The sequence below is a fragment of the Arthrobacter agilis genome (genome assembly GCF_006494655.1).
GTDB classification, from domain to species: domain Bacteria; phylum Actinomycetota; class Actinomycetes; order Actinomycetales; family Micrococcaceae; genus Arthrobacter_D; species Arthrobacter_D agilis.
The window spans coordinates 1-3865 of record NZ_VHIM01000016.1 but is presented as its reverse complement, the minus strand read 5'-3'; the positions used below and the strand labels follow the sequence as shown (position 1 = coordinate 3865).

Annotated in this window: 4 protein-coding genes and 1 pseudogene; 3 read left to right on the top strand and 2 right to left on the bottom strand. The window is 59.5% G+C overall.

Features of this window, described 5'->3' with window-relative positions; all coding sequences use genetic code 11:
• Positions 1–60 precede the first annotated feature (60 nt).
• Positions 61–456 carry an SRPBCC family protein gene (locus FJV46_RS14975; protein ID WP_087025290.1) on the top strand — a complete coding sequence of 132 codons (396 nt, stop codon included), beginning with the start codon at positions 61–63 and terminating at the stop codon, positions 454–456.
• A 420-nt stretch (positions 457–876) separates the two neighbouring features.
• Here FJV46_RS14975 and FJV46_RS14970 read toward each other — a convergent pair whose 3' ends face one another.
• Positions 877–1353 (bottom strand): GNAT family N-acetyltransferase, encoded by a 477-nt coding sequence (locus tag FJV46_RS14970; RefSeq protein ID WP_087025287.1) that lies wholly within the window; start codon positions 1351–1353, stop codon positions 877–879.
• Positions 1354–1490: 137 nt separating this feature from the next.
• On the opposite strand from FJV46_RS14970, the gene FJV46_RS14965 reads away from it, so the two are divergent.
• Positions 1491–1913: a GNAT family N-acetyltransferase gene (locus FJV46_RS14965; RefSeq protein ID WP_087025284.1), complete on the top strand. Its 423-nt coding sequence runs from the start codon at positions 1491–1493 to the stop codon at positions 1911–1913.
• A 210-nt stretch (positions 1914–2123) separates the two neighbouring features.
• Here FJV46_RS14965 and FJV46_RS14960 read toward each other — a convergent pair.
• Positions 2124–2504: pseudogene (locus tag FJV46_RS14960) on the bottom strand (transposase); the annotation flags it as partial.
• A gap of 232 nt (positions 2505–2736) precedes the next feature.
• Here FJV46_RS14960 and FJV46_RS14955 point away from each other — a divergent pair.
• Positions 2737–3865, top strand: a 1129-nt coding sequence (locus FJV46_RS14955) for a UDP-glucose dehydrogenase family protein (protein ID WP_140995587.1), incomplete at its 3' end; no start/stop codon positions are given.

Sequence of the window (3865 nt, the reverse complement as noted above, 5' to 3'; positions counted from 1 at the left end):
ATTCTTTCACCAAGTGGACCTGCCCTTGATGCCGAACCCGGAAGGATCAATGATGCGGTTATGAAGAGTCGGCACGTAAGTCGTGTAATTGGGGCCTCGCCCGCTGCGGTGTATGAGTACGCAGCGGATGTAGGGAATCTGCCGCAGTGGGCGGCAGGCCTCGCCCAGGCTGAGGTGGTCAGGGACGGTGACCGACTGCTGGTTGATTCGCCGATGGGCCGGGTTGAAGTCCGTTTCGTTGAACGGAATCAATTCGGAGTGCTCGATCATGATGTGACGTTGCCGTCCGGGACTGTGGTGACGAACCCTGTTCGGGTACTGGCGCATCCGGACGGGGCTGAGGTTGTGTTCACCGTCCGTCAGATCGAGCTTGACGATGACGAGTTCGCTCGAGACGTTAATCTGGTTGCGGCCGATCTCGAGCGGCTCGAACGTCAGGTCAGTCAACATAGCTAGCGGTGAGGTCCCGTTGAGCATCGCTCAGCGGACGATTTCACCAAGTAGGAGCTTCCGCTCCTATCTGGGAGGGCTTTCCTCGTCATCGTTTCCGATACCCGGTGTCGATCGGGTGTCTTCATCGTCGTAGTAGTAGGTCGTCCGTCTAGTGTCATCAATTTCCGACAGGTCCGGCCACTTCCTTGGTTTGTTGGTCTGGTTGTTGCGCCAGGCGAAAGGGTCCGTGGCCAGGAATGCCACCAAACCGAGTGCGACACCTATCAGGATGTCCCAGCGGTCGAGGATGAGGCTGAGGATTGCGGCGGCCGCGAGCAGGCCTCCGACAACGTACGCAATGATTCGGATGCCAGTCTCCCTTTACTTCGATGACCCTAGACCGATCCACTCCCGCGCGCCTGTTGATTTACTGGAGGATGAAGCTCATGCGGCTAGCATCTTCTCGAACATGTCGTCTGTCTCGGTGGCCCACTGCTTCTGTCCGTCGTCATCGACGTACTGATAGGTCGTCGTGGTTGTCTGGCCGGTGGGCCTGAAGCCCAGGCGTTCATACAGCCTCCGGGCACCGTGGTTCTCGATACCGACGCCGAGGTAGAGCTTGTCGAATCCTGCTCGTGCGGCGTGATCCTCTATCCAGTCGCAGAGCGCCGTACCTACACCGGACCCTCGAGCGGCTTCCTGAACGAACAGGTGCTTCAACTCCGGGGTGTGCTTGGAAGCCAGATCCAGTACCACGGTCCCGACTGGCTGATGGTTCTGCCAAGCTGCCGCGTACACGATGGAGCCTGCGGTCTGGTGTCGAAGAAGGTTGCGTGTGATCCCCGATCCTGGCGGTTCCGTCATCTCCAGCGCGTCCACATCGCCGTCGACGCAACGCCGGACGACAATCTCCTCAGCCATGCGGTACCCCCTAGTGCAGATCCTTCGGAGAGCCTACAGAGCACGAAACGATGAACCGCCCGGGCGCACCGGGGAGGTCCAGCGAGCGAGCATCTCGCCCGCTCTCTCACCGACTGAGCTTCGTGTTTGGATGAAGCATGACGACCATAGGTGTAGTGAAGGCCGAGGACCTACCGCTCAGCGAAGTCCTCGCACTGTACGGCGCGGTGGAGTGGTTGGCCTACACAAAGGACCCGGACAATCTCCAACGAGCATTGGAGGGTTCCTCGACCCTCGTGGCCGCCCATGATGGCAAGACGCTGGTCGGGCTGGCACGTGTCGTCTCCGATGGTGCCTCGATCTGCTATCTCCAGGACATCCTCGTACGGCCAACACACCACAGGAGAGGTATTGGACGAGCCCTCGCTGAACGGGCGCTCGAACAGTACCCGCATGTGCGCCAAAAAGTCTTGATCACTGACGACGAGCCGCAGCAGAAGGCGTTCTACGAAGCACTCGGCTACACCCAGACCGAGGAATTCCAAGGAGGATCTGTCAGAGCCTTCGTACGGTTCGACTGATCGCCGGGGCCCGCAAACGGATCGCCCTGCGGGCATGAGCAGATGGGCTCTAGAAGTCCTCGGAGGTGACCATGTCTGATTCACGGATGAGGTAGGAATCCAGATCGGAGGCAGCGAGCATCCTGCCGGCGGTAACGAGGTCACAGCCGACGATGAGGCTACCGTGCATACAGGTCCTGACCGACGCACCACCGTGGTTTTCGGGCGACCCCTGTGCAGCGCTGACCGGCTCTGGCCCAGCAGCCGGGAGGCGAATCTTTCGGACGCCCCAAACCCCGGCGGCATGCGCACTGCCGACGCCGCCGTTCGGGGCTCAGAATTCTTTCTTCACCACCTCGCTCAGAATGTCGTTGGCGAGGATCTGGTCGGCCAGTAACTTCTTCAGCCGTGCGTTCTCTTTCTCCAGCTCCCGGGTCCGCTTCTAGGTCTAGGCGTTCTTCTCGGACCCGTACTGGTTCACCGACCGGTACCAGGTCGCCTCGGTGACCTGGAGTTCCTTGACGACCTCGACCATCGGCCGCCGTCACTGAGCATCTTCTGGCCCTGCCGCACCTTCGTTATGACCTGCTTCGGGGTATGTCTACGCGCCATGATTCGTGAGTCTCCTCCTGCACCCCTTGTGGGATAGGAAACTCACACGACCACTGGACTCCTACCTGGGGACCCCAACCACTAAAATATGAGGTTGGCGAAAAATTAAATCCTTCTCATCCTCACCTCATGAAGAGCTCACGGGCAGATGGCTCAATTCGTAGGAAGAGAACCACAGAAGTTCTGGTTCCTCATGGTCCGCAGATCTCTGCACATACACGAAGGAACAAATATGCGTATCTCTGTCATCGGTTGCGGGTATTTGGGAGCGGTCCATGCAGTGTGTTTGGCCAAGCTCGGCCACGACGTCATCGGTATCGATATCGACCTCCGCAAGGTCGGTGACCTCCAAGCAGCGCGTGCACCGTTCTTCGAACCGGGTCTGTCTGAATTACTCGACGAGGTTCTGATGACCGGTCGGTTGAAGTTTAGCCCCAGCATGGCCGATGCTAAGGGGTCGGACGTGCACTTTCTTTGCGTCGGTACACCTCAGCGCAAGGGTGACTACGCAGCGGATATGCGCCACGTCGACAGCGCCTTCGTATCGCTACTCGATTTCCTCGAACCAGGCAATCTCATCGTCGGTAAGTCCACAGTCCCCGTAGGTACCGCCGTTCGCTTGGCGGATCAGCTCTCGCGGAGATATCCAGACGGACTTCTGGCATGGAACCCCGAGTTCCTCCGCGAGGGGCTCGCCATTCAGGACACACTCTCCCCTGACCGTTTCGTGTATGGCATCCCGGAAGGAGAGGATGGCACACGTGCAGCACAACTGCTTGATGCCGTCTATGCCACTCCCCTAGCGGCGGGCGTGCCGCGTCTGTGCACGAATTACGCAACGGCAGAGTTGGTCAAAGCGGCAGCGAACTCGTTCCTCGCTACGAAGATCTCCTACATCAATGCCATGGCCGAAGTGTGTGAGGTTACCGGTGCGGATGTAACACTCCTTGCCGACGCTCTAGGTTTTGACGAACGAATCGGCCGAAAGTTCCTCAATGCAGGTGTGGGCTTCGGCGGCGGCTGCCTACCTAAAGACATTCGAGCTTTCATGGCACGGGTTGGAGAGCTTGGCGCCGATCAAGCACTCACCTTCCTACGCGAGGTTGATGACATCAATGTTCGACGTCGCTTCCGCACGGTCGAGCTCACCCGCACCCTGGTGGGAAACTCGCTCCTCGGTAAACGCATCACCGTGCTGGGAGCGGCCTTCAAACCCGATAGCGACGACGTCCGCGATTCCCCGGCCCTCAGCATCGCCGCACAGTTGCAGTTGCAGGGCGCAGAGGTCACCGTTACGGACCCGGAGGCGATTGACGGTGCCCGGCGCCGCTTCCCGGAGCTCGTGTACGAAGAGGACCTAA

Bases quoted from the DNA above. Each gene is read 5' to 3' on its own strand.
- FJV46_RS14965 (WP_087025284.1), top strand. From the start codon at position 1,491: ATGACGACCATAGGTGTAGTGAAGGCCGAGGACCTACCGCTCAGCGAA.
- FJV46_RS14975 (WP_087025290.1), top strand. From the start codon at position 61: ATGAAGAGTCGGCACGTAAGTCGTGTAATTGGGGCCTCGCCCGCTGCG.
- FJV46_RS14970 (WP_087025287.1), bottom strand. From the start codon at position 1,353: ATGGCTGAGGAGATTGTCGTCCGGCGTTGCGTCGACGGCGATGTGGAC.